We start from the raw sequence: 25956 nt of genomic DNA, 5'->3' as shown, positions 1-25956 counted from the left end.
CAAGGGCGGGCCGCATCGAAATCGAAGGCCGCAAAGAAAAAGCCCGGCGCTCTCGCGCCGGGCCCGTTCCGTTCACGAAGAGACCGGCCCTCAGGCCGCCTCCTCCTGGAGGTCGTCGCCCTCCGCGTCGCCCTCGGCCTCCGCCTCGGCCTTGGCGCGGCGGGGCGACTTGGCGAGGCTCTGCTCGATGAGCTTGAGGGCCTCGGTCTCGGTGATCTTGTTCACGGAGGAGATCTCGCGGACCACCCGGTCGAGGGCGGCCTCGTAGAGCTGGCGCTCGCTGTAGGACTGCTCGGGCTGGGCCTCCGACCGGTAGAGGTCGCGCACGACCTCGGTCACGGAGATGAGGTCACCGGAGTTGATCTTGGCCTCGTACTCCTGGGCGCGGCGCGACCACATGGTGCGCTTGACGCGGGCGCGGCCGGTCAGCACGTCGAGGGCCTTCTTGACGAGGTCCGGCTCGGCGAGCTTGCGCATGCCGACGCTGTTGGCCTTCGCGGTGGGCACGCGCAGGACCATCTTGTCCTTCTCGAACGAGACGACGAACAGCTCGAGCTTGTAGCCGGCGATCTCCTGCTCCTCGATGGCGACGATGCGCCCGACGCCGTGGGCGGGATAGACGACCGCTTCCCCGGTCTTGAAGCCTTGGCGGCCTGCCGTCGTCTTCTTGGCTGTCGTCATGCGAGAAGCGCCTCCGAACGTGCCGCGGCGATGCCGCGTCAGGATCTCTCAGGCCGGGTCGGGACCCCCGGCCTCACACCGTCGCCGTTCGGGGCGCCACGAGGCGGCCGGACGGCTCCCACGCCTGCCGCACACAGACCGAGACGAGCCATCCACGGGAGGAGACCTCCAGCGGATGCACGATGCGACCCCGTTTCCATGAAAGCCTGGACCCGCACGGCGGCGGACGGAGAGGGCACGTCTCGGCACGAGCGACGGCAGGCGGATTGTGTATCACAATCCGGCCGCCAGATCAAAGGATTGGATGCGCATCCCCATCCCTCGCGCGAAGCAGGACGGGACCTGTGCACGGTCGCGCGAGCGGGCCTTCGACCGGGCTCCGCCGGTCAATCAGTCGCCGGTGCCGGGGTTCGGCGAGAAGTGGGCCTCGAGCTTGCCGGCCACACCGTCCCAGGTCTTAGCGTCGGCGGGCGCGTCCTTCTTCTGGGTGATGTTGGGCCAGCTGCGGGCGTACTCGGAGTTCAGCTTCAGCCAGCTCTCGAGCGCCGGCTCGGTATCGGGCTTGATCGCCTCGGCGGGGCATTCCGGCTCGCAGACGCCGCAGTCGATGCACTCGTCCGGGTTGATGACGAGCATGTTCTCGCCCTCGTAGAAGCAGTCCACCGGACACACCTCGACGCAGTCCATGTACTTGCACTTGATGCAGTTGTCGGTGACGACGTAGGTCATGGCCGGTCTTCGTCCTCGATCCGCGCCGGGGCTCGGCGACCGGCGAGGCGGACCGAGGCGATCAGGCGGCGCGGCACTCAACGGGTGCGCCTGCGGGCCGTCCCAGACCCGCGAGACGAGGGCTCTAGCCGCAGACTCGGAGGCTGACAAGCATCTCGGGCGGAGCTTGCGCCGAACGCGGGGCAGGTGTCGCCCTGACGCCGCGCCGGCAGGGTCCCACCGGCCTCAAGCTTTCTCGACGGGCTCGTAGAGGCGCTGCGCCTCGGGCGCGCCGCCGCGCCGCTCACTGACCGCGAGCACCCGCGCCACGACCGTGCCGTGAGCGGCCGCGATGGTCAGGACGTCGCCGGGGCCGACTGCCTTGGCAGCGTTCTCGACCCGCAGCCCGTTCAGGCGGATGCGGCCCTCCGCCACCATCCGCGCGCAGAGGGTGCGGGTGCGCGCGAAACGGGCGTGCCAGAGCCACTTGTCGAGGCGCTGGCGCGCCGGGGCGGCCTCGGGCGGCGCCGGGCTCAGCGCTTGCCGTTCCCGCCCTCGAGCTGCGCCTTCAGGGCGGCCAGCTTGGCGAAGGGCGAATCCGGGTCGGGCGCGCGCTCGCGGCGGGGCGGACGCTGGTCCTCGCGATGGGCCGGGCGGCCCTCGTCACGGCGGTCCGGCCGGTTGTTGCGTGGCCCCTCGAAGCGCTCGCGGCGAGGGCCCGCCCCGCGGCCGGCGGCCTCGCCGTCCCGACGCTCGCCCTGGAAGCGCTCGCCTTGAGGCCGCTCGCCCTGGCCTCGGTCCCCTGGAGCGCGGTCTCCTCGCGGACGCCCGTCGCCGCGGGGACGGCCGCCGTCCCCGCGTCCTCCCTCCTGGCCGGGCGCTCCGTCGCGGCGGCGGCCCTGCTGGGCGCGGCCGGGCCGGGGACCGGACTGGCGCTGGTGCCGCTGGAGATGCCAGACTTCGACGGTCGCGACCTCGGCGGGCGTCTCCTCCGAGACGGCCTCGCCGTCGGCAGGAGCCGGAGACTCGGCGGCGTCCGGCGACGCGGGCTCATCGGAAGCGGTGTCGAGCGCTGCGGGCGCCTCCTCGGCGGCAGACGCTTCGGCAAGGCTCGGCTCGCCGGCCGCAGCCTCGGGCTCCGCGGCCGGCGCCTCACCCGCGATGTCGCTTCCGGCATCGACCGGATCGGCGGCTGTCGCCTCGACGGCCTCCCGGGCCGTGTCGGATGCGTCCGGCGCCGCGACGGAAGCGGCCTCTGCCGCGTCGGCGGCCGGCGCGTCCTCGCCCTGAGCCGCCTCGGCCTCCGGCGTCTCGACGGATGCGGACACGGGCGCCTCGGGGGGCGTCGCCCGCGCGGCGGGCTCGGTGGAGGCGGCAGGAACGAGCGGCACGGTGATGGCCGGGCCCGGACGGGTCTCGCTGACATAGCCCAGCGAGCGCAGGATCGAGGCGAAGTCCTCGCCCGAGCAGCCGACGAGGGAGGTCATGCCCACCGTGCCGACGAAGCCCTCGCCGTCGGCGGCGCCAAGGGGCGGCTCGCCGGCCGTGGTGCCGGGGCGGTAGGCGATGGCCGGGCGGATGAGGTCGGCGAGACGCTCGAGGATGTCGACGCGCACCGCCCGCTCGCCGCAGACGCGGAAGCCCGCGGCCCGGTAGAGGCCCTTGGCGATCTCGGGATCGACCTTGATCGAGGTGCGGCCGGAGCCGGCCAGATGCGCGATCTCATCGAGGCCGCGCTGGTCGAGGCCGCCGTTGCGCAGCGCCCAGAGCTGGGCGGCGAGGGTCCGCGGGGCCGGCTTGAGGAGCGCGGGCAGGAAGATGTGATAGGCGCCGAAGCGCACGCCGTGGCGGCGCAGGGCCCCGCGCCCCTCCTGGTCGAGGCTGCGCATCTCGTGCGCCACCTTCGCCCGCTCCAGGACACCCAGCGCCTCGACGACCTGATAGCCGACGCCCTTGGCGAGGCCGGTGAGGTCGGCGGCCTTCTCGATCTCCATGAGCGGCCCGAGGAGCCGCACCACGTAGGCCTTCAGCCAGGCGTCGAGCCGGGCCTCGACCCGCTCGCGGGCCGCCCCCGAAAGCTGCTCGTCGGCGATGACCCGCAGGCGCGGCTCGAAGAGCTTGTCGCCGGGGGTGAGCTTGGCGACCGGGTCACCGGTCCAGCGCACGATGCCGTCGTGGGAGAGGACGAGGGAGGCGTCGGCGGCGCTCGCGAAGCGCTCCGCCCGCGACTCGATCTCCCCGCCGAGCGCCTTCTCCGCGGCGCTGCGCAGGGTCTTGGCCTCGTGGCCCTCCGCACCGGCGTCGGGGACGAACTGGAACCCGTGGAGATGGCCGACATGCTGGCCCTCCACGGTGACGTCACCGGCGGCGGTGATCTCGGCTTCGAGCATCGTGTTCTCTCTCAGGCGCCGCATCAGGACGCTGGTGCGCCGATCGACGAAGCGGCTCGCGAGGCGTTCATGCAGGGCGTCGGACAGCCTGTCCTCTACCCGACGCGTCTCGCCCTGCCAATGCAGGGGATCGACCAGCCAATCGGGCCGGTTGGCGACGAAGGTCCAGGTGCGTCCGTGGGCGATGCGCTGGGAGAGCGCGTCGATGTCGCCGTCGGTGCGGTCGATCATGGCGACGTGCTGGGCGAACCAGTCGTTGGGGATGCGCCCCGCCATGCCCTTGGTGAGGAAACGGAACAGCTCCGCCACGAGGTCGGCATGGGTCTGCGGGTGGACCTTGCGGTAGTCCGGCACGCCGCAGACCTCCCAGAGGCGCTGCACCATCGCCGGGCTCTTCGCCAGCGCGCGGATGTCGTCCTCGCGCATCAGGATCTCCAGCGCCTGCTGGTCCTCGCCCATGGGCGCGCGGGTCAGCCCCGCCTCGCGAGGGTGCTCGTCGAGGCTCTGCTGGAGGGCTTCGAGCGAGGCGAAGGACAGGTCCGGGTTGCGCCATTGCAGGATACGCAGGGGGTCGAAGCTATGGCTCTCGAGCGCCTCGACCATCTCCGCCTCGAAGGGCGGGCAGCGCCCCGTGGAGCCGAAGGTGCCGTCCGAGGTATGGCGCCCGGCGCGGCCCGCGATCTGCGCCATCTCAGGCGGCGTCAGCTTGCGGAAGCGGGTGCCGTCGTACTTCCAGTTCGCGGCGAAGGCGACGTGGTCGACGTCGAGGTTCAGCCCCATGCCGACGGCGTCGGTGGCGACGAGGTAGTCGACGTCGCCGGACTGGTAGAGCTCGACCTGGGCGTTGCGGGTGCGTGGCGAGAGCGCGCCGAGCACCACCGCCGCCCCACCCCGCTGGCGGCGGATCAGCTCGGCGAGGGCGTAGACCTCCTCCGCCGAGAAGGCGACGATGGCCGTGCGCCGGGGCAGGCGCGAGAGCTTCTTCTCACCGGCGAAGGTGAGCTTCGAGAGGCGCGGCCGGGTGGTCGTGCTCACGCCCGGAATCAACGACTGCACCAGCGGCAGCATGGTCGAGGAGCCGATGAGCAGCGTCTCCTCGCGGCCCCGCTGGTAGAGCAGCCGGTCGGTGAAGACGTGGCCCCGGTCCATGTCGGCGGCGAGCTGGATCTCGTCGATGGCCACGAACGCCACGTCGAGGTCCCGGGGCATCGCCTCGATGGTGGCGATCCAGTAGCGGGGCCGGTCCGGCTTGATCTTCTCCTCGCCGGTCACGAGCGCCACCTGGTCGGCGCCGACCCGCGCGACGACCCGCAGGTAGACCTCGCGGGCCAGCAGCCGCAGGGGCAGCCCGATCATGCCGGTCGGGTGGGCGAGCATTCGCTCGATGGCGAGATGCGTCTTGCCGGTGTTGGTCGGTCCCAGCACCGCCGTGACGCCGCGCGCGCGGGCCTGCGCTGGGAGGGAGCGGCGGGTCATGGGCTCGGGAAGGTCCCTTCCGGCCTCGCGGCCGGCGATGCGCCGTTCGACACGGCGCGAGGGGTCGGGGAGACGCGGGAGCCCGGAAGCGGCGCTCAGCGGTCGAGCGGCCGCCCCATGCCGCGCCGGGGCGAGCCCTCATATGGGGCTTGCCCGTCCCCGCTTCCAACGCCCGGAATCCCGTAGATCTGGATGTCGACGTTCGGCCGCGGCCCGTCGACATCGGCGCAGAGCGTCTGCGGCATCGCCGTGAGCGGGCCCTTGCGGGGCGGCCGCCCCTCCGTGACCGTCGCGGAGGAATAGGCGCCGCCCCCGCAGCCGCCGGCCGTCAGGGGCTCGGCCCGGGCGGGGCCGGCGAGCGCCGCCGTCAGCAATGCGGCAAGGAGGCGCGGGCTCACGGCTCGCCGAGGCTCGCGACGGTGCCCGGGGCCGCGGCGGAGGCCGTGCCGGTGCGGGTCCAGCGGGTCGCCTCGATGATGTTGGTGCCGAGCGTGGTGCGCACCGAGATCCGCATCGGCACCAGCAGGCGCGTGCCCTCGACGGGCGCGAGCCACACCGACATGTCGCGGTTCTCCTCCATGAACTTCACCCCCGGCCGGTCGGGACGGTGTCCGGCGATGGCTTGGTAGCGGGCGTTGCAGACGAGGACCGGCCCGGAATAGCCCGGCTTCTCGACGGCGCGGGTCTCCCCGTAGCTCAGCACCACGTTGAAGCGGGTGGCCCCGTCGAAGACAGGCAGGGTGCGGTTGCAGTTCTCGGGATCGGTGAGATCGCCGCGGGCGGCGGCCGGCATCAGCAGGGCGCTCGCCGGGTCCATGACGCCGCGCTTCTCGGCGGCGGTCACAGGCACCCGGTCGCCGGTGTCGAGGAGCGGCGGCGTCACCTCGGACTGCACGACGTTGCCCCGCGCCAGCGCCATGCGCACGGCGATGCCGGAATTGGCGGTGCGGGTGGCGATCGAGAAGGCGTTCGGCTGCGGCGCCGCGGCGAGCGTGCCCGAGGCCCGGGCCGAGCCCTGCCCGCCAGTGATCGCGCCGACGAGGCCGGTCAGCGTCGCCGAGACGTCCATGCGGTAGCGGGCGCCCTCGAAGGCGCCGTCGAGACGGGCGGTGCCGATGCTCATGCCGGCGAGCGCGATACCGTAGTCGACGGCCACGCCCGCGGGCGCCGTCCCCTTGCGGCCCTTGGGTCCAGCCTCGGCGGCACCCGCCGCCACGACGGCCCCGGCGAGGACCGCGACCTGCGCGAGGCGGGCGACCGCGGGTTGGCGGAGGGCGCGGAGATCACTCGTGGCGCGCATGCGAAGTCCGATCCTCGACGCATCGCGGGCGCCTTGCGGCGGCCCGCCCAATCGACGCCAGCATAGGGCCCGCTATGGTTAACAGACCGTTGGAGGGCGACGAGGACCGGACGGCCACACCCGCCGGGGAGACGCGCTTCCATCTTGACGGATCGGGCGCCCCTCGCCTATAGGCTCGCCCCTCTTTCAGGACTCTGCCGGACCTGGATCACGCTCGGGCGCCATGCGTCGCCCCGCAGCGCCTTGTCGCTCAAGCGACGGTCGGCGGATGGATACGGGATCAGTGTTATGTCGCGCCGCTGCGAGCTGACGGGCAAGGGCGTTCAGGTCGGCCACCTCGTGAGCCACTCGAACCGCAAGACCAAGTGCCGGTTCCTGCCCAACCTCTGCAACGTGACCCTGCAGTCCGACGCGCTCAACAAGCGCGTGCGCCTGCGCGTCACCGCCCACGCCCTGCGTTCCGTGGAGCACCGCGGCGGCCTCGACGCCTTCCTCGTGAAGGCCCGCGAGATCGAGCTGTCCCAGACGGCCAAGCTCCTCAAGCGCGAGATCGAGAAGAAGCTCGCCGAGACGGCGCCCGCCGCCGCGTGAGCCCGGCGCGGCCTCTCCGGGCCGCACCCCGCCTTCCCTGCTCGGCCATCGAGCCGCCCGCGGTCCCCGCGCGGCGGCTCTTGCCGTTCGGTGCGCCCGCGCATGACCGCGCCGGAAGAGGATCATGACCGCGCTCGGCATCATCCTGCCCGTCTTCGGGCTGATCCTGATCGGCTGGGTCGCCTCGGTCTCCGGCCTGATCTCGGACAAGGTCAGCGACGGGCTCTCCGAGTACGTGTTCTCGATCGCCGTGCCGGCGCTGATCGTCGGCACGCTCAGCCGGCCGGGCCTCACGGGCGAGATCGCTTGGTCCTACTGGTTCAGCTACTTCGGCGGTGCGGCGCTCGCCTGGGCCATCGGCTCGCTGATCGGCATCCGGCGCGAGGGCGTCGGCAAGCGCGGAGCGATCCTGCACGGCTTCGCGGCGAGCCAGTCGAACACGATCTTCGTCGGCGTCCCCACGATCCTGCACGCCTACGGCGAGGAGGGCGCGTTCCCGCTCTTCATGCTGCTCGCCGTGCACCTGCCGTTGATGATGGGGGCTGCGACCTTCCTGATCGAGGCGGACGGCGAGCGCTCGCTCCTGCAACGGATCGGGGGCCTCGGCGTGGTGCTCGCCCGCAACCCGATCTTCGTGGCGCTCGCCATCGGGCTCGCGATGCGCGGCTTCGGCCTGTCCTTGTCCGGCATCCCGAAGAACCTCGTCGAGATGATCTCGGCCTCGGCCTCGACCTGCGCGCTGATCGCGCTCGGCGCGGGCTTGAAGCGCTACCGGGTGCTGCACGACCTGCCCGGCGCCGGCGTGGTGGCCGGGCTGAAGCTCGTCCTGCACCCGCTCGCCGTCTGGGTGCTGGCCTTCCACGTCTTCACGATGCCGGCCGCCTATGCCGGCGTCGCGGTGCTGTTCGCGGCGATGCCGGTGGGCGTCAACGCCTACCTGCTGGCCAACCGCTACAAGTCGGAGACCGGCCTCGTCTCGGCCGCGGTGCTGATCTCGACGCTCTTCGCCGCGCTGACGACGACCGCGTGGCTCTTCGTGCTCGGGCGGGCCTAGCGCGTCACGGCCAAGCGCACGGGCCGCCGCGGCTCGTATGACGGGCCCGGTGCCGGGCGTCCCGAGCCGCTGCGGGAGGGCGCGCGGACCTTCTCGTCGAACAATTCGGCGAGCTTCTCGGTCATGGCGCCGCCGAGCTCCTCCGCATCGATGATGGTCACGGCGCGGCGGTAGTAGCGGGTCACGTCGTGGCCGATGCCGATGGCGAGGAGCTCGACGGGCGAGCGGGTCTCGATCTCCTCGATCATCCAGCGCAGATGCCGCTCCAGGTAGTTGCCGGCGTTCACCGAAAGCGTCGAATCGTCGACCGGCGCGCCGTCGGAGATCACCATCAGGATCTTGCGCTGCTCCGGCCGGCCGAGCAGCCGCTTGTGAGCCCAGTCGAGTGCCTCGCCGTCGATATTCTCCTTCAGCAGGCCCTCGCGCATCATCAGCCCGAGGTTCTTGCGCGCGCGCCGCCAAGGCGCGTCGGCGCTCTTGTAGATGATGTGGCGCAGGTCGTTGAGGCGGCCCGGATTCGCGGGCTTTCCAGCGGCGAGCCAGGCCTCGCGCGATTGGCCACCCTTCCAGGCGCGGGTCGTGAAGCCGAGGATCTCGACCTTGACTCCGCAGCGCTCGAGCGTGCGCGCCAGGATGTCGGCGCAGGTCGCCGCCACCGTGATCGGGCGCCCGCGCATCGAGCCCGAGTTGTCGATGAGCAGCGTGACCACGGTGTCGCGGAAGTCGGTGTCCTTCTCCTGCTTGAAGGAGAGAGGCTGGAACGGGTCCATGACCACGCGCACGAGCCGGGCCGGGTCGAGCTGGCCCTCCTCGAGGTCGAACTCCCAGGCGCGGCTCTGCTGGGCCAGCAGCCGGCGCTGGAGGCGGTTGGCGAGCCGCCCGACGACGCCCTGGAGATGGGCGAGCTGCTTGTCGAGGTAGCTGCGCAGGCGCGCCAGCTCCTCCGCGTCGCACAGCTCCTCGGCCTCGATGGTCTCGTCGTTGCGCTCGCTGAACACCTTGTAAGGCGGTCCGCGCATCTCGATCGGGCGCTGCGGCGGTGGCTTGGAAGATTCGGAGGCCTCCTCGGCCTCGCCCTCGTCGGCCTCGTCGGGCATCTCGCCGGAGGGCGCGTCGGACTCGTCGAGCCGGCCCTCGTCCACGTCGTCGGCGGCCTCGTCGGTCGACTGGATGTCGGCGCGGTCGCCCTGCGACTGCTCCTCGGCCTCGCCCTCGTTGGCCTGCTGGTCGTCCTGGTCGGCGTCGTTCTCGTCCTCGTTGTCGTCGTCCTCCCGGTCGAAGGGCGTCTCGTCGGCCATGTCGAGGGAGGTGAGGAGGTCGCGGACAGAGCGGGCGAAGGCGCGCTGGTCCTCGATCGAGCCGAGGAGCCCGTCGAGGTTGGCCCCTGCCTTCTCCTCGACGTGATCCCGCCAGAGGGCGACGACCTTCTCGGCCGCCGCCGGCGGCTTCTCGCCGGTCAGCCGCTCGCGGACCATCAGCGCGACGGCGTCCTCCAGCGGCGCGTCGGCCCGGTCGGTGATCGACTCGTACTTGCCGCCCCGGTGGTAGCGCTCCTCCAGCATCGCGGAGATGTTGCTCGCCACGCCCGGCATCCGCCGGGAGCCGATCGACTCGACGCGGGCCTGCTCGACGGCGTCGAACACGGCGCGCGCCGCCGCGCTCTCCGGGGCGAGGCGGCGGTGGACGGCGTTGTCGTGGCAGCCGAGGCGCAGCGCCATCGAATCGGCGTTCCCGCGCAGCACCGCGACGTCGGCGGCCGACATCCGGCGCGGCGGCTCGGGCAGCCGCGCCTTGTCGCCGGTCAGCGCCGGACGGTCCGTGGCGTAGGTGATCTCGATCTCCGAGCGCCGGGCGATGGCGCGCAGGCACCCGGCAACGGAGCGCTTCAGCGGTTCGGCGCCCGGATCGGAGCGCGTCGGCCCCTTGGTGCGGTTCGAGATGGCCATGGAGGTCCGGACGTTCGGGTCTAGCTCAGGGCGACGTTGACGGCGCTCTCCGGCAGGTCCTTGCCGAAGGCGCGCTGGTAGAACTCGGCGACCAGCGGCCGCTCCAGCTCGTCGCACTTGTTGAGGAACGTGACGCGGAAGGAGAAGCCCACGTCCTGGAAGATGTCGGCGTTCTCCGCCCAGGTGATGACTGTGCGCGGGCTCATCACCGTCGAGAGGTCGCCGTTCATGAAGGCGTTGCGGGTGAGGTCGGCGACGCGGACCATGCGGTTGACGATGTCGCGCCCGCCCTCGCTGCGGTAGTGGGTCGCCTTCGAGAGAACGATGTCGACCTCGCGGTCGTGGGGCAGGTAGTTCAGGGTGGTCACGATCGACCAGCGGTCCATCTGGCCCTGATTGATCTGCTGGGTGCCGTGGTAGAGGCCGGAGGTGTCGCCGAGGCCCACCGTGTTGGCGGTGGCGAACAGCCGGAAGGCCGGGTGGGGGCGGATGACCCGCTTCTGGTCGAGCAGCGTCAGCTTGCCGGAGAGCTCCAGCACGCGCTGGATCACGAACATCACGTCCGGCCGGCCGGCATCGTACTCGTCGAAGACCAGCGCGACGTTGTTCTGCAGCGCCCAGGGCAGGATGCCATCCTGGAACGCGGTGATCTGCTTGCCCTCGCTCAGGACGATGGCGTCCTTGCCCACGAGGTCGATGCGCGAGACGTGGCTGTCGAGGTTGACGCGCACGCAGGGCCAGTTCAGCCGCGCGGCCACCTGCTCGACATGGGTCGACTTGCCGGTGCCGTGGTAGCCCGTGATCATCACCCGGCGGTTGCGGGCGAAGCCCGCGAGGATGGCGAGCGTCGTCTCCCGGTCGAAGATGTAGTCCGCGTCGATCTCCGGCACGTGCTCCTCGCGCTCGGAGAAGGCGGGCACCTTGAGGTCGATGTCGATGCCGAAGACCTCGCGCACCGAGATCGTGCGGTCGGGCAGCGAGGCGGGCGTGTCGTCAGAAAGCATACGTGACCTCGTTGGGCGCGGGCCCCGCCAAGCGTGCGGACCCCGCTCGTGTCGGGCCGGATGACCGGCGCGGCGGCGGATGCCGCTCTCTTAATCTCTGGCGCGCGGGCGCGCCACCGAAGAGCGGAACGCCTGATATAGGCGCCTTGCGCCCTTTTGCCCCTCGGCACACGGACGCGGGGCGCATGCGGGGCGTGCATCCTTCGTGCCGGAGCGGCGCAGCGCCCTCACTGGCATCGAGATCGAAGCATGCCGCCTAGCAGAGGCCGGCGGCGCGCAGCACGTCGTGGGCGCGGATGATGTCGCGCAGGCGTTCCTCGAAGCCGCGGTCGCCGCCGTTGGCGTCCGGGTGGAAGCGCTTCACCAGGGTCTTGTACTGCGCCTTGATCGCGGCGCTGTCGGCGGTGTCGTCGAGGCCCATCACGTCCAGCGCCTTGCGGATCTGGGCCGAGTAGCGCGGGCGGCGGGGCTCTGCGGCCCGGCCGGGCTCGGCCGCGCCGACTCCCTCGGCGCGCAGGATGCCCAGCGGGTCGACATAGGCCCAGTCCCGCTGCGGCTTCGCCTTGGCCTCGCCCGCGCGGCCGGGGGCGTCGGCGTTCATGCCCATGGCCCAGGTCGGGCGGTGCCCGATCAGCGCGTCCTTCTGGTAGGCCTGCACGGCGGCGTCGTTCATGCCGTCGAAGTAGTTGTAGGTCGCGTTGTAGGCGCGCACGTGGTCCATGCAGAAGCGCCAGTACTGCCCCTCGGCCTTGCGTCCCTTCGGCGCGCGGTAGAGGCCGGGGTTCGTGCAGCCCGGCGTCTCGCACACGCCCTCCTTCGCGGCCGCCTTCGGCTCGTCGCAGGTCCGCTTGATCCGTATCTTGTCGAAGAGGGGCGAGTTGAGATCCATGACAGGCCGATTATGAGGGGGCGGAACCGGGACACAAGGGCACCGGGCCCAGTGACGCATGCGAAGATCGGGGCTTGACGGCCTCCTCCGGTGCGAGCCCCCCGAGGAGAGCATCGGACCATGACGCAGAACGCCGCCGCGGACGGAAGGATGCCCCCGAAGGAGCCCCTGCGCGACTGGATCGCCCGCACCCTCGAAGCCGCCCTCGCGCCCACCCGCCTCGAGGTCGTGGACGAATCCCACCTGCATGCCGGCCACGCCGGATCGCGGGAGGGCGGTGAGACGCATTACCGGGTCGACGTCGTCTCCGAGGCCTTCGCCGGCAAGAGCCGGGTGGAGCGCCACCGCCTCGTCAACGGCCTGCTGGAGGAGGCCTTCCGGCGCGGGCTCCACGCGCTCGCCGTCCGGGCGAAGGCGCCAGGCGAGGCTTGAGCGGCCTTCCGCCATGGCGCTCGTCTGCACGCCGCACATCTCTCTGGAGGAGGACGAGCTGGACGAGAGCTTCGTGCGCGCGGGCGGCCCCGGCGGCCAGAACGTCAACAAGCTCTCGACGGCCGTGCAGCTGCGCTTCGACGCCCGCCGCTCCCGGAGCCTGCCGGACGCCGTCGCCGTGCGGCTGATGCGGATCGCGGGCAAGCGCCTGACGACCGAGGGCGTCATCGTCATCTCCGCGCAGCGCTTCCGCACGCAGGAGCGCAACCGGGCGGACGCCCGCGAGCGCCTCGCCGCGATGATCGCCGAGGCTGAGGTGCCGCCGGTGCGCCGCGTCGCCACCCGCCCGACGCTCGCCTCGAAGAAGCGCCGCCTCGAGGACAAGAGCCGGCGCGGCGCGATCAAGCGCGGGCGCGCCGGAGCCGACGGGGATTGAGCGGCTCCGTCTACGGCGTCCCCGCCCCGGGCGCGTCCGAGCCGGCATAGGCGTTCAAGATCGCGGCGAGCAGGCCTGGAAAGCGCGCCTCCACCTCGGCGCAGCGCGAGTGGTTCCGCATCTCGACGCCGTTGCGCTCGCAACGGATCAGCCCGGCCTCGCGCAACACCTTGATGTGGCTGGAGAGCGAGGATTTCGGAATCACCCGATCGCCCAGCGCCGAGACCGCCGAGCAGGCGTTCACGCAACCGGCCTGCGTGATCCGCGCGAAGATCGCCGCGCGAGCCGGGTCCGACAGGGCGTGCAGGATCGCCTGCGGGGCGACGTCCTCGATCGCGGGGTGGAAGAGCGGCCTCATGATTTGTCCATATGGGGTCTTGAACGTCGCTCCGTAAGTTCCGAGATCCCGAACTATGGGACCAAGGCGACCATCCCGGCGCCGCCCTGATCGGAGATAGCACGGATGTCGAAGCTCGAAGGCAAGGTCGCCGTGGTGACCGGGGCATCGAAGGGGATCGGCGCGGCCATCGCCAAGGCGCTCGCGAGGGACGGCGCGGCGGTCGTGGTCAACTACGCGTCGAGCAAGGCCGGCGCGGATGCCGTGGTCGAAGCCATCACCGCGGCCGGCGGCAAGGCGGTCGCCGTCCAGGGGGACGTGTCCAAGGCAGCGCAAGCGCGGGGGCTGATCGAAGCGGCCGTCGAGCAGTTCGGCCGGCTCGACGTGCTGGTCAACAACTCCGGCGTCTACGACTTCGCGGCGATCGAGGAGGTCACCGAGGAGCACTACCGGCGCATCTTCGACATCAACGTGCTCGGCGTGCTGCTCGCGACCCAGGCGGCGGCCAGGCACCTCGGGGACGGCGGCAGCATCATCAACATCTCGTCGGCGGTGACCCACGTCCATACGCCGACCTCGGTGGTCTACACCGGGACGAAGGGCGCCCTGAACGCGATCACGGGCGTGCTCGCCAACGAGCTGGCACCGCGCAAGATCAGGGTCAACGCGGTCAGCCCGGGCTTCGTGGAGACCGAGGGCACCCATACCGCCGGCGTCGTCGGCTCGGAGATGGCGACCGGCATCATCGCGCAGACGCCGCTCGGCCGGGCCGGCCAGCCGGACGACATCGCCGGGGTGGTAGCGTTCCTCGCCTCCGACGACGCCCGCTGGCTGACCGGCGAGAACATCACCGCCAGCGGCGGCATCCGCTGATCCGCGACGGCGTCTGCGCGATCAAGGCGTGCAGGCGCCGTCCGGTGCGGCGAGCACCGCGATCCGGCCCGGAACGCCTTCCCCCCGCTCCCGCCGGATCGCGGCGGGGGCGAGGAGCCGAACGGCGAGCCCGGCGGCCTCGGCGCTCGCCGCGAGATGCGCATCGGAATGCGCGTAGCGCGCGTCGGCGCCGAGACGCACCGGCTCAGCGCCCGCGTGCGACTGAATCGTGAAGGCGGTGAGCCCCCCCGGCGCCAGCACCCGCGCGACCCCGGCGAGGACCGGCACGAGGTCGGGAAGGTAGATGAACACGTCCGCCGCCAGGACGAGATCGGCGGAGGCCGGCGGCTCGCCGTTCAGGAAATCGAGGAGGTCGCCGGCAACGAGGCGCGCGTAGAGGCCCTTCGCCCGTGCCTTGGCGAGCATCGCCGGCGAAAGGTCGACCCCGGCGATCCGCTCGGCCCGGTCCCGGATCGCGACGCCCATCAGGCCGGTACCGCATCCGAGATCGAGGACCGACGCGAACCGGACCGGCGCCTCGGGCAGCCCGTCGAGCGCCGCGCGCAGCATCTCCGGCCCGCGATAGCCCAGCGCACCGACGAGATGTGCCTCGAAGCGATCGCTGTAGCCGTCGAACAGGGTCCGCACGTAGGCGGAGGAGAGCGCGGCCCCCTCGCCGGCTGCGCCGAGGCGGGCGAGGGCCACGCCGATGCCGAGCCGGTCCTCGGGATCGTTCGCGAGCGCCGAGGCGTAGGCGTTAAGAGCCGCCTCGGGAGTGGAGAGAGCCTCCCGCGCCCGGCCGAGCAGCGCCCAGGCCGGAGCGTAGGCGGGGGCGCGCTCCAGGGCCTGCTCGGCCATCTCGGCTGCGGCCGCCGGGTCGCCCTCGGCGAGGCAGGCCTCGGCGTAGGCATAGCGGCGGTCGGCGATGAGGTCGCCGGAGGAGTGCTGGCGCGACATGGGGAACGATGGGAGAGAGCCTGCGCTCCCCTATATCCTCGCCGATGCCGCTCCGCGCCAGCGATCTCCTCACCCTGACCCGCGAGGGGCTCTACTGCCCTCTCGGGCGATTCTACATCGACCCGACCTGGCCGGTGGAGCGCGCGCTCATCACCCACGGCCACGCCGACCACGCAAGGCGGGGCCACGGCAGCGTGCTGGCGACGCCCGAGACGCTGCGCATCATGGCGACCCGCTACGGCGAGGACTTTTGCACGACGCGCCAGGAGGCGCGGCTCGGCGAGACGATCCGCATCGGCGAGGTGAGCGTCCGCTACGCGCCGGCCGGCCACGTCCTCGGCTCGGCCCAGATCGCGGTGGAGGCCGGAGGCGTGCGGGTCGTCGTCTCCGGCGACTACAAGCGCGCGCCGGACCCGACCTGCCTGCCCTTCGAGGTGGTGCCCTGCGACGTGTTCATCACCGAGGCGACCTTCGGGCTGCCCGTGTTCCGGATGCCGCCGACCGAGGAGGAGGTGCAGAAGCTCCTCGACTCCCTCGCCCTGTTCCCGGAGCGCGCCCACATCGTCGGCGCCTACGCGCTCGGCAAGGCGCAGCGGGTGATGGCGCTCCTCCGCAAGGCCGGCTACGACCGGCCGATCTACCTGCACGGGGCGATGGAGAAGCTCACCGAGCTTTATAAGCGCGAGGGCATCGCCCTCGGCGAGACGCCGAAAGTGGTCGCCACCGAGCGGGGGAGCCTGAAGGGCGCCGTCGTGCTCTGCCCGCCCTCCTCGATCCAGGACCTGTGGTCGCGCAAGTTCCCCGACCCCGTGACCTCCTTCGCCTCGGGCTGGATGCGGGTGCGAGCCCGCGCCCGACAGAAGGGCGTGGAGCTGCCCCTCGTCATCTCCGACCACTCCGACTGGCCCGACCTCTGCCGGACCATCCGCGAGACCGGCGCCGGCGAGGTCTGGGTGACGCACGGCCAGGAGGACGCCCTCGTCCACTGGTGCGGGACGCAAGGCATCAAGGCGAAGCCGCTGCACATGCTCGGCTACGGGGACGACGGCGAGGCGGAGCCGGCCGAGGCGCCGGAGACCGCCGAGCCCGCACCCGGCGAGGCGGCATGAACGACTTCGCCCATCTCCTCGACCGCCTCGCCTACGAGCCCCGCCGCAACGCCAAGCTGAGGCTGCTGGGCGACTACTTCGCGCGCACGCCCGACCCGGAGCGGGGCTACGCGCTCGCTGCGATGACGGGCGCGCTCAGCTTCAGCGAGGCGAAGCCCGCCCTGATCCGCGGCCTCGTGGAGGAGCGCGTCGACCCGGAGCTGTTCCGCCTCTCGCACAACTACGTCGGCGACCTCGCCGAGACGGCCGCCCTGATCTGGCCGGCGCCATCCCCTCCTCCCTCTGCGGGAGAGGGGCAGCGCGACGGCTCAGAAGGTGGTGATGGGCGCGCGCTTTCCGGAAACGGCGCTCCCCTCTCCCGACCCCTGCTGACGCAGGGGCTGCCCTCTCCCGCAGAAGGGAGAGGGAACGGTGCCGGCATCGGCCACAACAACCCGCCCCCCGAGGTGCCGACGCTGGCCGCCGTCGTGGAAACCCTGGCGACGATCCCGAAGCGGGAGCTCCCCGGCCACCTCGCCGGCTGGCTCGACGCGCTCGACGAGACCGGCCGCTGGGCGCTGCTGAAGCTCGTCACCGGGAACCTCCGGGTCGGCGTCTCGGCCCGCCTCGCCAAGACGGCGGTCGGCGCGCTCGGCGAGCACCCGGCGGACGCGATCGAGCAGGTCTGGCACGGGCTGGAGCCACCCTACGAGAGCCTGTTCGCCTGGGTCGAGGGCCGGGGCGAGCGCCCGGAGACACTGAACCCGGCCCCGTTCCGCCCGCCGATGCTCTCGCACCCGATCGAGGAGGAGGCGGACCTCGAGAAGCTCGAGCCGGAGGCCTTCTCCGCCGAGTGGAAATGGGACGGCATCCGCGTGCAGCTTGCCGGCGGGCGCGACCGGGCGGGCCGGCAGGTGGCGCGGGTCTACTCCCGCACCGGCGAGGACATCACGGGCGCCTTCCCCGATCTCGCCGAGGCGATCACCTTCGAGGGGGCGCTGGACGGCGAGCTCCTGATCCTGCGCGAGGGCCGCGTGCAGAGCTTCAACGTGCTCCAGCAGCGGCTGAACCGGAAGGCGGTGACGGGCAAGCTCCTCGACGAGTTCCCCGCGCATGTGCGCGCCTACGACCTCCTCGCCGCGGACGGGGAGGACCTGCGGGAGAAGCCGTTCGCGGAGCGGCGCGCGGCGCTGGACGCCTTCGTGGCGGGGCTCGACCACGCACGCATCGACCTCTCGCCGGTCGTGCCCTTCGCGGACTGGGCGGCGCTCGCCGCCGCCCGCGCCGACCCGGCCTCGGCGGGCGCAGGCGCCGATGCCGACGCCATCGAGGGCGTGATGCTCAAGCGCCTCAACTCACCCTACCTCCCCGGCCGGCCGAAGGGGCCGTGGTGGAAGTGGAAGCGCGAGCCCTACCGGGTCGATGCGGTGATGATGTACGCCCAGCGCGGCCACGGGAAGCGCTCGTCCTACTACTCGGACTACACGTTCGGGGTCTGGCGGGAGGCGCCGGAGGGCGGCGAGGAGCTGGTGCCGGTGGGCAAGGCCTATCACGGCTTCACCGACGCGGAGCTGATCAAGCTCGACCGCTACGTCCGCAACCATACCGTCAAGCGTTTCGGCCCCGTGCGCGAGGTCGCCTACGGGCGGGAGGCCGGCCTCGTCCTGGAGATCGCCTTCGAGGGGGTCCAGCGCTCGACGCGGCACAAGTCGGGCGTGGCGATGCGCTTCCCGCGGGTCGGGCGCATCCGCTGGGACAAGCCGCCGGCCGAGGCCGACCATATCGACGTGCTGGAGCGGGTGCTCGCCCGCGGCGAGCGGGAGGTGGCGCCCGGCGGCGGCCCCGCCCCCGAGGAGGAGACGGCATGAGAGGCGCCCGTATCGGCCCCGTCGAGACGCTGGCGCGCGGCGAGGTCCGGCGCTTCGCCACCGGCCGCTTCGAGGTCGCCACGATGGGGCGCGGCTTTACCGACATCACCCGCCCGGTTGTGGATTTCTTGAGCGAGAGCGGCTTGCGCGACGGGCTCGTGACGGTGTTTTGCCAGCACACCTCGGCCTCGCTGACCATCCAGGAGAATGCCGACCCGGACGTGCAGACGGATCTGATGACCGCGCTCGACGGCCTCGCGCCGCGCCATGCGGCGTACGTCCACGGGGCGGAAGGACCGGACGACATGCCCGCCCATATCCGCACGATGCTCACCGACGCGAGCCTCGCGGTGCCGCTCGTCGGCGGCCGCCTGGCTCTCGGGACGTGGCAGGGGATCTACCTCATCGAGCACCGCGACCGCCCGCACCGGCGGGAGATCGTGGTCTCGGTGCTCGGCGCCTGAGGCGTCAGCGGGCGTTCGCCACCATGCCGTAGCCGGTGAGCATGCAGCGGCGCTGGTGGTCGTTGAGGCTGGTCCAGGCCTGGTTGCCGGCCTGGATGTGGCCGATGCCGACGGTGCCGGAGGGCGGGGTCTCCCCGCGGGCCTGATAGTGGCCGGCGAACTTGGTGCGGTAGTTCAGGGTCGCGAGGCCGGTGTTCGAGGAAGGGTAGCGGCGCGCCTTGATCGCCGCCCAGACGATCTGGTCGCCGATCGAGCCGACGTTGCGCGGCATCATCGCCCAGAGGCTGATGATGTCGATGATGCTCTTGTGGAACAGGATCGTGCCGGTGTCGGCGAAGCGCTCGCCGTCGCTCTCGGGATCGTTGGCGTCGAGGACGCTGCCGTCGAGGCGGCGCAGGGTCCGCCGGCAGGTGGTGACGGCGGTGCCGTTGGCGAGCGCCGTCTCGACGAGGCTGGAGACGTGGTTCGGCGCCAGCCAGTTGTCCGCGTCGAGGAAGGCGACGAACTCGGCGCCGTCGTTGAGCGCATGGAGCGCTCCCATGCCGCGGGCGAAGTCGCCGGCGTCGTGGTGGGCTGTGGGGAGCGTGATGTGTTCGCAGTCCCAGCCGTCGATCTCGGCTTTCGGGAAGCCGTCCGCGACGAGGACGTGCCGGCAGGGCAGATCCTGCGCGAGCACGCTCTCGTGGGCCTGGCGGATGTCGCCGATGTCTTCCTTGTAGTAGGGCGTGACGACGGCGATCTGCATCGGTTGGACCTTCCCTCGCGGAGGCGCGAAGGGGGCGGCCGACGCCGCCCCCGAGTTCGTCGTGTTCGAGCCGTTCCCGGGCCTCAGCGCAGGAGCTGGAGGATGCTCTGCTGGGCGGTGTTGGCGAGCGACAGGGCCGAGATGCCGAGGCTCTGGCGGGTCGACAGCGCCTGGGAGTTGGCCGCCTCCTCGTTGAGGTCGGCGTTCGTCAGGTTCGCCGCGCCCGTGTCGAGGATGTTGGCGAGCTGCTTCGAGAAATCCTGGCGGTTCTGCACCACCGAGAGGTTCGAGCCCAGCGTCGTCGAGTCCGCCTTGAGCTGGTCGGAGGCCGCGCTCAGGGTCTTCACCGTGGCGGTGATGTCGGCGTTGAGCAGGAAGAATCCGCGGCCCAGCGTGGAGGCGCTGCCGCCCTTGTTCGTGACCGCGTTGAGGCCGAGGCCGGCGGCGGTCTCGTCCGAGGACGCGACGGTGAGGTTGGAGTTGCCCTTGGGGTTGAAGTTGATCGTCAGGTCGTTGTTCTTGCCCGCGATCAGGTTCACGCCGTTAAAGCTCGCGTCGTTGGCGAGCTGGGTGATCTGGGTCAGGAGGTTGTTGTACTGGGCCGCGAGCGAGGCGCGCTGGTTGACGCCGGAGACGGTGATCTCGCTCGAGGTGCCGGCGGCGGAGGCCGTGCCGTAGGTCGGGCCGGTGCCGGTGCCGGCCGAGAAGCCGAGCAGAACCTGGCTCGCCGTGTCGGCGAACTCGATGTCGGCCGAGGCCGCGATGACCACCTTCTTGCCGCTCGAGTCGATGGTGAAGGCATTGCCGACGCCCTGGGCGTTCGAGGCGGAGTTCAGGGCGTTGACGAGGTCGGTGACGGTCGAGGCCGAGGTGAAGCCCGAGGCCGAGACGGCGGTGCCGTTGACGTAGAAGTTGACGACCGAGGTCGAGGTCAGGGCCGAGGCCGAGCTCGTCGCCGTGCCGTTGGTGGTGATCTGCGTCGCGAGCGCCTGGCTGGTGAGCGACTTCGCCTGATCGACCAGCTTCTGGATCGAGGTGATGCCCTGGTTGGCGGCCTGGATCGTCTGGATGCCGTTCGAGATGCCGTCGAGCAGCGTGCTGATGTCCTTCGAGCGGCCGGTGAGCGACTGCGAGGTGAAGAAGTTCAGCGGGTTGTCGAGGGCCGAGTTGACCTTCTTGCCCGTGGCGAGGCGGTTCTGGGTGGTGGCCGTGAGGCCCGCGGTGTCCTGCAGCGAGAGCAGGTTCTGGCGGGTCGCGGCGGAGAGCGTGACCTCGGACGACATGAGTGCGGCTCCTCAACGGTCCCGATGCGCGGGAACAGAGTACGTTGAGGATCAGGGTTAACGTGACTTGGTTGAGAATTCGTTACGCTAGCAGGGCGCTAACCACGTCGTTCTGAGCGTGGCGGCCCGCACGAACGAGAACGGCCGGACTTTCGTCCGGCCGCTCCTTTCGATGATAGTTGAGAGCGCTCAGCGCAGGAGCTGAAGGATGCTCTGCTGAGCCTGGTTGGCGAGCGACAGGGCCGAGATGCCGAGGCTCTGGCGGGTCGACAGCGCCTGGGAGTTGGCCGCCTCCTCGTTGAGGTCGGCGTTCGTCAGGTTCGCCGCGCCCGTGTCGAGGATGTTGGCGAGCTGCTTCGAGAAGTCCTGGCGGTTCTGCACCACCGAGAGGTTCGAGCCCAGCGTCGTCGAGTCCGCCTTGAGCTTGTCGGAGGCGGCGTTGAGGGTCTTCATCGTGGTGTTGATGTCGCCATTGAGCAGGAAGTTGCCCTTGCCGATGGTCGAGCTGGCGCCGTCCTTGTTCGTGACCGCGTTGAGGCCGAGGCCGGCGGCGGTCTCGTCCGAGGACGCGACGGTGAGGTTGGAGTTGCCCTTGGGGTTGAAGTTGATCGTCAGGTCGTTGTTCTTGCCCGCGATCAGGTTCACGCCGTTGAAGCTCGCATCACCCGCGAGCTGGGTGATCTGGGTGAGCAGGTTGTTGTACTGCTGAGCCAGCGAAGCGCGCTGCGTCACGCCCGAGACGGTGATCTCGCTCGAGGTGCCGGCGGCGGAGGCCGTGCCGTAGGTCGGGCCGGTGCCGGTGCCGGCCGAGAAGCCGAGCAGAACCTGGCTCGCCGTGTCGGCGAACTCGATGTCGGCCGAGGCCGCGATGACCACCTTCTTGCCCGTCGAATCGAGGGTGAAGGCATTGCCGACGCCCTGGGCGTTCGAGGCGGAGTTCAGGGCGTTGACGAGGTCGGTGACGGTCGAGGCCGAGGTGAAGCCCGAGGCCGAGACAGCGGCGCCGTTGACAAAGAAGTTGACGACCGAGGTCGAGGTCAGGGCCGAGGCCGAGCTCGTCGCCGTGCCGTTCGTCGTCACCTGGGTCGCGAGAGCCTGGCTCGCCAGGGACTTCGCCTGATCGACGACCTTCTGGATCGAGGTGATGCCCTGGTTGGCGGCCTGGATCGCCTGGACGCCGTTGGAGATGCCGTCGAGCAGGCTCGAGATGTCCTTCGAGCGGCTGTTCAGCGACTGCGAGGTGAAGAAGTTCAGCGGGCTGTCGAGGGCCGAGTTGACCTTCTTGCCCGTGGCGAGGCGGTTCTGGGTGGTCGAGGTCAGGCCCGCGGTATCCTGCAGCGAGAGCAGGTTCTGGCGGGTCGCGGCGGAAAGGGTAACTCCGGAAGACATGACGAAGATCCTATTGATCGGGTGAACCGCCGTTTTTGGCGATGTCCGACGCTAGGTTCCGCCGTCTTACCGAGGTTTTAAATCGATCCTCCAATCACCCGGTCATCGTCGGGTTTGGGCGATCACCCCGAGAATCCGGCGCGTATGCTTAAGAGCCCGTTAACTCCTGCCGGCGCACATCTGTGCCGGGATGGAGCCCGAGGGCCGATGCCGCTCAAGATCACCCTGAAGCCCTTCGAGCGCCTGATCATCAACGGCGCCGCCATCCGCAACGGCGAGCGCAGCGCGAGCTTCCTCGTCGAGACGCAGTGCAAGTTCCTGCGCGAGAGCGAGATCATCACCGAGGCCGAGGCGGACACCGCCTGCAAGCGGCTCTGCGTGACGCTGCAGCTCATCTACCTCGCCGACAACCCGATCGAGGCCGAGGACCTCTTCGTCCGCCAAGCCACGGAGCTCATGCGGGCCGTGCCGAGCACCGGGCCCCGCATCGCCGCGATCCAGGACGAGCTTGCGGCCGGCAACTACCACCGCGCCATCAAGCGCGGGCGCGAGCTCGTGGCCTACGAGCGCTCCCTGCAAGAGCGCCTGCTGCAAGATCACCCGCAAGCTCCTCTCGCCACCGCAACCGCCTGAGACACCCCATGCTCTCCGATCCGAACCTCCACGCGGCCTCCGCTCTCGCGACGCCGCTGCACGTGCCCTCCGCGATGCCGGCCAAGCTGCCGAGCGTGGCGATCGCGGTCCCCTCCGGCTCCCAGGTCCACGCGGACTTCTGCATGTCGCTGGCGACGATGTGCTACAACCTCAACGAGCTGCCGCTCATCATCATCACCTGCCGGTCCTCGATCGTCGCCGAGGCGCGCAACAACGGCATCAAGATGGCCCAGGAGGCCGGCGCCGACTACGTGTTCTTCGTCGACAGCGACATGACCTTCCCGCCCGACACGCTGCTGCGGCTCCTGGTGCGCGAGCAGGACGTGATCGGCGCCACCTACTCGCGGCGCACGCCCCCCCTGACCTTCCTCGGCGACTTCATGCCCGAGCAGCCCGCTGACGCGCCGCCCGGCCTTGTGGAGATGGCGCGCATCCCCACCGGCTGCCTCCTGATCCGCATGAGCGTCTTCCAGAAGCTGAAGGCCCCCTATTTCCGCTTCCGCACCTGCGAGGAGTCCGGCCAGATCGTCGGCGAGGATTACGACTTCTCCGACCGCGTGCGCGCCCTCGGCTACCGGATCTGGTGCGACCCGATCCTGAGCAAGAAGCTCGGCCATCTCGGCCAGCAGACCTTCACCCTCTGACGGCGTCTCCCCAGGAGAACGCGGCGCGGGACGGACCCATGCTCAAGATCTCGATCATCATCGCGACCTACCGGCGCGCGGCCCAGCTCACCGAGACGCTCCGGCGCTTCCCCATCGAGCCGATGCGGCGGTTCGGGGCGGAACTGGTGCTCGTCGGGTCGGCGCCCGACGACGAGACGGCGGCGGTGATCGAGGCCTACGCGGCGCGCAGCCCCTTCCCCGTCAAGACGGCGATGGCCGAGGCGCCGGGCTTCGCCCACGCCCAGAACGTCGGCCTCTCGATGAGCGAGGGCGAGCTGATCGTCTTCACCGACGACGACTGCTACGTCGCCGAAGACTATCTGGAGGCCCTGCTTCACCGCTTCGACCCGCGCCTCTTCCAGTACGGCATGGGCGAGGTCGGCCTCGTCAATCACGACGACGACCCGAGGATCGCCAACACCGCCTGGTGGCCCTTCCCCGACAAGGTCATCATTCCGCCCCGCAGCCTCGTCGCACCCGGTACCATTCAAGGTGCGAACATGTTCTTCCTTCGTGAGGTCCTCGAGGCGACCGGCGGCATCCGCCACGTCGGCGTCCACGAGAGCAATGACATCATGACGGCCTACCTCGCCTCTCGGGCGGGCTACACGGGCGCCCTCATCCGGGGACCGAAGGTTCTCCACGATCACGGACGCAAGCGCGGCTCCGCGGAAGCACAGCGCGTGGTCGATATCTACGCCACCATCGCCGGCGCCTATTTCGCGCAGCTCGCCGCGATCGGCACCCCCGGCGTCTTCGACCTCTGGAAGACGAGCGTGCGGGAGGGCGGCCCCGTCGACCTGCGCAAGCTCGAGATCGAGTTCAGGGCGGCGGCCGACGAGATCGCCTGGCTGCGCGAGTCCCAGGAGGCGGCCGCGCAGGCCCGCCTCGCCGCCGCCTGAGCCGGCAAACCCATTCACGCATCCGGGACCGTCGGACCATGGAATATCAGGGCATCGTCTCGATCGAGGTTCCGGAGACGCCGCATCTCGGCGGCAATGCGGACCACGGCGACCCCTACTCCTTCGCGCCCACCGTGGTGCGCCATCTCGTCGAGCGCTTCGCCCTGCGCTCGATGCTCGATCTCGGCTCGGGCCAGGGGCACACGGCGGCGCTGTTCCACCGGCACGGCGTCGCGGCCATCGCTTGCGACGGCCTGACCCGCAACATCCACGACAACGTCTTCCCCACCGTGCAGGTCGACTTCACCAGGGCGCCGGTGGTGAGCGCCGTCGACCTCGTCTGGTGCCAGGAGGTCGCCGAGCATGTCGAGGAGCGCTACCTCGACAACTTCGTGCGCTCGCTCGCCTGCGGCAAGGTCATCCTGATGACCCACGCCCTGCCGGGCCAGCACGGCTACCACCACGTCAACTGCAAGGACGCCGGCTACTGGATCGAGGTGATCTCGCGGGCCGGCTACAACTGCGCGGTGGCGGACACCAACCGCGTCCGGGCGCTGGCGCAGGAGGACGGCGCGGCCTACCTCGCCCGCACCGGCCTGCTCTTCACCCGCGCTCGATAGACATCCGATCACAGGAGGGCGGGCCATGGCCGACTGGGCGCGCATCGTCATGAACCAGCGGACGGACCACGTGATCCGTCAGCTCGACCACGGCAGCCTCGACGCGCTGGAGCTGTCGGGCAACCACTGGTCGCGCTTTCCCTGGCGCACCTTCCGCGAGCTGCACTACCCGCAGTTCGACATCTGCCGGGAGATCGACCACGACCGGCTCTACGACGTGATCTTCGCCGAGCAGGTGTTCGAGCACCTGACCTACCCCTACCGGGCGGCGCGCAACGTCTGGCGGATGCTCAAGCCCGGCGGCTACTTCGTGATCACGACGCCGTTCCTGCTCAAGATCCACAACCACCCGGTCGACTGCTCGCGCTGGACGCCGGTCGGGATGCTGTACTTCCTCGAGGAAGCCGGCTTCGACCGGGACGCCACCTACGTCGACAGCTGGGGCAACCGCGCCTGCATCAACGCCAACTACGAGCGCTGGGCCGACTACGTCGAGGGCCTGCACAGCCTCGAGAACGAGCCGGACTTCCCGATCGTCGTCTGGGCGATCTCGCAGAAGCCGAAGGTCTGAGCGGCCGGGAAGCCCTCAGGCCTCCAGGCCCCCCGCGGCCAGGAACTTCTCCAGCCAGTGGATGTCGTAGAGACCGTTCTGGACGTCGGCGTTGCGCACGAGTGTCCGGAACAACGGCAGGGTGGTGTCGACGCCGTCGACCACGAACTCGTCGAGCGCCCGGCGCAGGCGCATCAGGCACTCGTTGCGGGTGCGGCCGTGGACGATGAGCTTGCCGATCAGCGAATCGTAGTTCGGTGGAATACGGTAGCCCTGGAAGGCCGCCGAATCGACCCGCACCCCCAGTCCGCCCGGCGGATGCCAGTAGGTGATCTGCCCCGGCGACGGCCGGAAGGTCGCCGGATGCTCGGCGTTGATGCGGCACTCGATGGCGTGACCCTCGACGCGGATGTCCTCCTGGCGGACCGAGAGCGAGCCGCCGGCCGCGACCCGGATCTGCTCGTTCACGAGGTCGATGCCGGTGATCATCTCGGTGACGGGGTGCTCCACCTGGATCCGAGTGTTCATCTCGATGAAGTAGAAGCGCCCGTCCTCGTAGAGGAACTCGATGGTGCCGGCGCCGAGATAGCCGAGCTCCTGCATCGCACGCGCGCAGATGCCGCCGATCTCGGCGCGCATCTGCGCGCGTGCGAT

The 25956-nt window shown here is 70.7% G+C and carries 28 protein-coding genes; 13 read left to right on the top strand and 15 right to left on the bottom strand.

Annotated elements, in window-relative coordinates; all coding sequences use genetic code 11:
• Positions 1–90 precede the first annotated feature (90 nt).
• The 6 genes from MFF04_RS01830 to MFF04_RS01805 all read right to left on the bottom strand — a co-directional run bounded on the left by MFF04_RS01830 (position 91) and on the right by MFF04_RS01805 (position 6555).
• Positions 91–681 carry a CarD family transcriptional regulator gene (locus MFF04_RS01830; protein ID WP_238273786.1) on the bottom strand — a complete coding sequence of 197 codons (591 nt, stop codon included), beginning with the start codon at positions 679–681 and terminating at the stop codon, positions 91–93.
• Positions 682–1071: 390 nt separating this feature from the next.
• Entirely contained in the window at positions 1072–1410 is a 339-nt protein-coding gene (fdxA, locus tag MFF04_RS01825; RefSeq protein ID WP_238273785.1) for a ferredoxin FdxA, read from the bottom strand.
• Between the two features lie 225 nt (positions 1411–1635).
• Positions 1636–1926, bottom strand: coding sequence for an RNA-binding S4 domain-containing protein (locus tag MFF04_RS01820; RefSeq protein ID WP_238273796.1), 291 nt, complete (start codon positions 1924–1926; stop codon positions 1636–1638).
• Positions 1923–5255: a helicase-related protein gene (locus MFF04_RS01815; protein WP_238273784.1), complete on the bottom strand. Its 3333-nt coding sequence runs from the start codon at positions 5253–5255 to the stop codon at positions 1923–1925. Before MFF04_RS01815 ends, MFF04_RS01820 begins: the two co-directional genes overlap by 4 nt.
• A gap of 95 nt (positions 5256–5350) precedes the next feature.
• A complete protein-coding gene (locus MFF04_RS01810) occupies positions 5351–5653 on the bottom strand; it encodes a hypothetical protein (RefSeq protein ID WP_238273783.1) in 303 nt (100 codons plus the stop codon).
• Positions 5650–6555, bottom strand: coding sequence for a DUF3108 domain-containing protein (locus MFF04_RS01805; RefSeq protein ID WP_238273782.1), 906 nt, complete (start codon positions 6553–6555; stop codon positions 5650–5652). Before MFF04_RS01805 ends, MFF04_RS01810 begins: the two co-directional genes overlap by 4 nt.
• Before the next feature lie 288 nt (positions 6556–6843).
• On the opposite strand from MFF04_RS01805, the gene rpmB reads away from it, so the two are divergent.
• Both rpmB and MFF04_RS01795 read left to right on the top strand, forming a co-directional pair.
• The gene (gene rpmB, locus MFF04_RS01800) at positions 6844–7146 is read left to right on the top strand and encodes a 50S ribosomal protein L28 (RefSeq protein WP_238273781.1); all 303 of its coding nucleotides are present in this window, start codon (positions 6844–6846) and stop codon (positions 7144–7146) included.
• 124 nt (positions 7147–7270) lie between these two features.
• Positions 7271–8200, top strand: coding sequence for an AEC family transporter (locus tag MFF04_RS01795; RefSeq protein WP_238273780.1), 930 nt, complete (start codon positions 7271–7273; stop codon positions 8198–8200).
• Here MFF04_RS01795 and cobT read toward each other — a convergent pair.
• From cobT to MFF04_RS01780, 3 genes are all read right to left on the bottom strand, one after another.
• Positions 8197–10146, bottom strand: a complete 1950-nt coding sequence (gene cobT / locus MFF04_RS01790) for a cobaltochelatase subunit CobT (RefSeq protein WP_238273779.1) — start codon at positions 10144–10146, stop codon at positions 8197–8199. The two genes, MFF04_RS01795 and cobT, sit on opposite strands and share 4 nt — an antisense overlap.
• Before the next feature lie 20 nt (positions 10147–10166).
• Positions 10167–11150, bottom strand: a complete 984-nt coding sequence (cobS, locus tag MFF04_RS01785; protein WP_238273778.1) for a cobaltochelatase subunit CobS — start codon at positions 11148–11150, stop codon at positions 10167–10169.
• 256 nt (positions 11151–11406) lie between these two features.
• A complete protein-coding gene (locus MFF04_RS01780) occupies positions 11407–12039 on the bottom strand; it encodes a J domain-containing protein (protein ID WP_238273777.1) in 633 nt (210 codons plus the stop codon).
• 150 nt (positions 12040–12189) lie between these two features.
• Between MFF04_RS01780 and MFF04_RS01775 the strand changes: the two genes are divergently transcribed.
• Together MFF04_RS01775 and arfB are read left to right on the top strand one after the other, a co-directional pair.
• Entirely contained in the window at positions 12190–12471 is a 282-nt protein-coding gene (locus tag MFF04_RS01775; RefSeq protein WP_238273795.1) for a BolA family protein, read from the top strand.
• 13 nt (positions 12472–12484) lie between these two features.
• Complete coding sequence (gene arfB, locus MFF04_RS01770; protein ID WP_238273776.1) at positions 12485–12907, top strand: alternative ribosome rescue aminoacyl-tRNA hydrolase ArfB; 423 nt, start codon at positions 12485–12487, stop codon at positions 12905–12907.
• Positions 12908–12917: 10 nt separating this feature from the next.
• Here arfB and MFF04_RS01765 read toward each other — a convergent pair whose 3' ends face one another.
• A complete protein-coding gene (locus MFF04_RS01765; protein WP_238273775.1) occupies positions 12918–13265 on the bottom strand; it encodes an ArsR/SmtB family transcription factor in 348 nt (115 codons plus the stop codon).
• Positions 13266–13370: 105 nt separating this feature from the next.
• Between MFF04_RS01765 and MFF04_RS01760 the strand changes: the two genes are divergently transcribed.
• Positions 13371–14117, top strand: coding sequence for a glucose 1-dehydrogenase (locus MFF04_RS01760; protein WP_238273774.1), 747 nt, complete (start codon positions 13371–13373; stop codon positions 14115–14117).
• Positions 14118–14138: 21 nt separating this feature from the next.
• Here the strand turns inward: MFF04_RS01760 and MFF04_RS01755 are convergent, their stop codons facing one another.
• Positions 14139–15074 (bottom strand): class I SAM-dependent DNA methyltransferase, encoded by a 936-nt coding sequence (locus MFF04_RS01755; protein WP_238273773.1) that lies wholly within the window; start codon positions 15072–15074, stop codon positions 14139–14141.
• Positions 15075–15118: 44 nt separating this feature from the next.
• On the opposite strand from MFF04_RS01755, the gene MFF04_RS01750 reads away from it, so the two are divergent.
• The 3 genes from MFF04_RS01750 to MFF04_RS01740 are packed head-to-tail and all read left to right on the top strand — an operon-like array spanning position 15119 to position 18494.
• Positions 15119–16183 (top strand): ligase-associated DNA damage response exonuclease, encoded by a 1065-nt coding sequence (locus MFF04_RS01750; protein WP_238273772.1) that lies wholly within the window; start codon positions 15119–15121, stop codon positions 16181–16183.
• The gene (locus MFF04_RS01745) at positions 16180–18030 is read left to right on the top strand and encodes a cisplatin damage response ATP-dependent DNA ligase (protein WP_238273771.1); all 1851 of its coding nucleotides are present in this window, start codon (positions 16180–16182) and stop codon (positions 18028–18030) included. The genes MFF04_RS01750 and MFF04_RS01745 overlap by 4 nt, the downstream gene beginning before the upstream one ends.
• The gene (locus MFF04_RS01740) at positions 18027–18494 is read left to right on the top strand and encodes a secondary thiamine-phosphate synthase enzyme YjbQ (protein WP_238273770.1); all 468 of its coding nucleotides are present in this window, start codon (positions 18027–18029) and stop codon (positions 18492–18494) included. Before MFF04_RS01745 ends, MFF04_RS01740 begins: the two co-directional genes overlap by 4 nt.
• Positions 18495–18498: 4 nt before the next feature.
• On the opposite strand, the gene MFF04_RS01735 is transcribed toward MFF04_RS01740, so the two are convergent.
• From MFF04_RS01735 to MFF04_RS01725, 3 genes are all read right to left on the bottom strand, one after another.
• Entirely contained in the window at positions 18499–19239 is a 741-nt protein-coding gene (locus MFF04_RS01735) for a glycosyltransferase family 2 protein (protein WP_238273769.1), read from the bottom strand.
• Between the two features lie 83 nt (positions 19240–19322).
• Entirely contained in the window at positions 19323–20522 is a 1200-nt protein-coding gene (locus MFF04_RS01730) for a flagellin N-terminal helical domain-containing protein (protein ID WP_238273768.1), read from the bottom strand.
• A 189-nt stretch (positions 20523–20711) separates the two neighbouring features.
• The gene (locus MFF04_RS01725) at positions 20712–21911 is read right to left on the bottom strand and encodes a flagellin N-terminal helical domain-containing protein (RefSeq protein ID WP_238273767.1); all 1200 of its coding nucleotides are present in this window, start codon (positions 21909–21911) and stop codon (positions 20712–20714) included.
• 207 nt (positions 21912–22118) lie between these two features.
• Here MFF04_RS01725 and MFF04_RS01720 point away from each other — a divergent pair, with 207 nt between their 5' ends.
• From MFF04_RS01720 to MFF04_RS01700, 5 genes are read left to right on the top strand one after another with little or no spacing between them, the layout of a single operon-like run.
• The gene (locus MFF04_RS01720) at positions 22119–22544 is read left to right on the top strand and encodes a flagellar biosynthesis repressor FlbT (RefSeq protein WP_238273766.1); all 426 of its coding nucleotides are present in this window, start codon (positions 22119–22121) and stop codon (positions 22542–22544) included.
• An 8-nt stretch (positions 22545–22552) separates the two neighbouring features.
• A complete protein-coding gene (locus MFF04_RS01715; protein ID WP_238273765.1) occupies positions 22553–23209 on the top strand; it encodes a glycosyltransferase in 657 nt (218 codons plus the stop codon).
• Positions 23210–23247: 38 nt separating this feature from the next.
• On the top strand, positions 23248–24132 hold the full coding sequence (locus MFF04_RS01710) for a glycosyltransferase family 2 protein (RefSeq protein WP_238273764.1): 885 nt from the start codon (positions 23248–23250) through the stop codon (positions 24130–24132).
• Positions 24133–24170: 38 nt separating this feature from the next.
• A complete protein-coding gene (locus MFF04_RS01705; RefSeq protein WP_238273763.1) occupies positions 24171–24752 on the top strand; it encodes a methyltransferase domain-containing protein in 582 nt (193 codons plus the stop codon).
• Between the two features lie 25 nt (positions 24753–24777).
• Positions 24778–25323, top strand: coding sequence for a class I SAM-dependent methyltransferase (locus MFF04_RS01700; protein WP_238273762.1), 546 nt, complete (start codon positions 24778–24780; stop codon positions 25321–25323).
• Positions 25324–25338: 15 nt separating this feature from the next.
• On the opposite strand, the gene MFF04_RS01695 is transcribed toward MFF04_RS01700, so the two are convergent.
• Positions 25339–25956, bottom strand: a 618-nt coding sequence (locus MFF04_RS01695) for an ATP-binding protein (protein ID WP_444543498.1), incomplete at its 5' end; no start/stop codon positions are given.

This window comes from Methylobacterium jeotgali (assembly GCF_022179345.1).
In the GTDB taxonomy this organism is placed as follows: Bacteria; Pseudomonadota; Alphaproteobacteria; order Rhizobiales; family Beijerinckiaceae; genus Methylobacterium; species Methylobacterium jeotgali.
The sequence above is the reverse complement of the archived record's forward strand: the minus strand, read 5'-3'. Positions and strand labels throughout refer to the sequence as shown.